Below are 2500 nucleotides of genomic sequence, written 5' to 3'. Positions count from 1 at the left end.
AGAAAGCGTAACAGCTCACTGGTCTAAATAAGGGTCTTTGCGCCGAAAATGTAACGGGGCTAAAGCCATACACCGAAGCTTAGGGTTCGTAGCAATACGAGCGGTAGCGGAGCGTTCTGTAAGCTGATGAAGCCATACCCGTGAGGGGTGGTGGAGGTATCAGAAGTGCGAATGCTGACATGAGTAACGTAAGGGGAGTGAGAGACTCCCCCGCCGAAAGACCAAGGGTTCCTGCTTAAAGCTAATCTGAGCAGGGTTAGCCGGCCCCTAAGACGAGGCGGAAACGCGTAGTCGATGGGAACCACGTTAATATTCGTGGGCTTGGAGGTAGTGACGGATCATTGAGGTAGTCCAATCTTATCGGATTGAACGGGCTGCTGCGTGGTTCCAGGAAATAGCTCCTCCTTATAAACCGTACCCGAAACCGACACTGGTGGTCTGGTAGAGTATACCAAGGCGCTTGAGAGAACTATGCTGAAGGAACTCGGCAAATTGCACGCGTAACTTCGGAAGAAGCGTGACCCTTTTCTGCGCAAGCAGAGGAGGGTGGCACAGACCAGGGGGTAGCGACTGTTTATCAAAAACACAGGGCTCTGCGAAGCCGCAAGGCGACGTATAGGGTCTGACGCCTGCCCGGTGCTGGAAGGTTAAGAGGAGGGGTGCAAGCTCTGAATCGAAGCCCCAGTAAACGGCGGCCGTAACTATAACGGTCCTAAGGTAGCGAAATTCCTTGTCGGGTAAGTTCCGACCTGCACGAATGGCGTAACGACTTCCCCGCTGTCTCCAGCATAGACTCAGTGAAATTGAATTCCCCGTGAAGATGCGGGGTTCCTGCGGTTAGACGGAAAGACCCCGTGCACCTTTACTATAGCTTTACATTGGCATTCGTAGTGGCATGTGTAGGATAGGTGGTAGGCTTTGAAACCTGGGCGCCAGCTCAGGTGGAGCCACCCTTGAAATACCACCCTTATTACTATGGATGTCTAACCGCGGCCCGTTATCCGGGTCCGGGACAATGTATGGTGGGTAGTTTGACTGGGGCGGTCGCCTCCTAAAGAGTAACGGAGGCGCGCGATGGTGGGCTCAGAACGGTCGGAAATCGTTCGCTGAGTGCAATGGCATAAGCCTGCCTGACTGCGAGACTGACAAGTCGAGCAGAGACGAAAGTCGGTCATAGTGATCCGGTGGTCCCGCGTGGAAGGGCCATCGCTCAACGGATAAAAGGTACGCCGGGGATAACAGGCTGATGACCCCCAAGAGTCCATATCGACGGGGTTGTTTGGCACCTCGATGTCGACTCATCGCATCCTGGGGCTGGAGCAGGTCCCAAGGGTATGGCTGTTCGCCATTTAAAGCGGTACGTGAGTTGGGTTCAGAACGTCGTGAGACAGTTCGGTCCCTATCTGCCGTGGGTGTAGGAATATTGAAAGGATCTGTCCCTAGTACGAGAGGACCGGGATGGACGGATCTCTGGTGGACCTGTTGTGGCGCCAGCCGCATAGCAGGGTAGCTATATCCGGACGGGATAACCGCTGAAGGCATCTAAGCGGGAAACCCACCTTAAAACGAGTATTCCCTGAGAACCGTGGAAGACGACCACGTTGATAGGCCGGGTGTGGAAGAGCGGCAACGCTTGAAGCTTACCGGTACTAATAGTTCGATCGGCTTGATCGTTCTCATTCCTTATGCTCATCGTGAAATACGATGGTCTTACCAGCGCTCACGCATGAGCGGCCCTTACGGGCCTATGCTCCGCGAGGGCGCCGGAAAACCGGCGGCGCGCAGTCGCGCTTGCGGGCTTTGCCCGTTAGCAAAACGCAAACGTCGCCTTGGCACAGAAAACAGCTTCTCGAACAACGTGCGTTTTGCCGACCTGGTGGTTATGGCGGAGCGGCTGCACCCGATCCCATTCCGAACTCGGCCGTGAAACGCTCCAGCGCTGATGGTACTTCGTCTCAAGACGCGGGAGAGTAGGTCGCTGCCAGGTCTGCTAAATGCACGTTTTATGTGTCACATCGTACCTTCCAGAAATCGAAGCCGATTTTTTGGGTCGATGTGATGAAATCTTCTCTCTACGAACAAGGCCCGCCAACGGGAAACACGGGCCGCGTAAGCGGCCCTTTCATTTGGTGAGCCATCTACCTATTTGTAGGCCATCCTATTCGTGGGTGTGCGCTTACGTCCAAAGCAAGAAAACGCTTGCTTAGATCAGCAAGCAAACCCTTGCTTAGTTCGGCAAGAAAATGCTTGCCTAGATCAGCAAGCAAACGCTTGCTGAGGGTTGACGCGGGGTGGAGCAGCCCGGTAGCTCGTCAGGCTCATAACCTGAAGGTCACAGGTTCAAATCCTGTCCCCGCAACCAAATACAAAAGAGCCCGCCTTGTGCGGGCTCTTTTGTATTTTGCTGTCACGGCCGGCCGATTTGAACCTGTCATCAGGGCCCCGCAAGGAAGCAAGCCGACGCCGAGGACAGAAAACTCAAATCCTGTCCCCAAAACCA

The 2500-nt window shown here is 54.6% G+C and carries 1 tRNA gene and 2 rRNA genes (1 of these 3 cut by a window edge); all 3 read left to right on the top strand.

The features are described 5' to 3' along the window. A 23S ribosomal RNA gene (locus AC1VON_RS00015) occupies nucleotides 1–1674 on the top strand; it begins 1124 nt to the left of the window's first position. 198 nt (nucleotides 1675–1872) lie between these two features. Continuing rightward, nucleotides 1873–1987 (top strand): 5S ribosomal RNA (gene rrf, locus AC1VON_RS00010). Nucleotides 1988–2285: 298 nt separating this feature from the next. Then, a tRNA-Met gene (locus AC1VON_RS00005) sits at nucleotides 2286–2362 on the top strand. The last annotated feature ends 138 nt before the right edge of the window (nucleotides 2363–2500 follow it).

Source organism: Mesorhizobium sp. HAY1-8B, assembly GCF_056868045.1.
The sequence above is the reverse complement of the archived record's forward strand: the minus strand, read 5'-3'. Positions and strand labels throughout refer to the sequence as shown.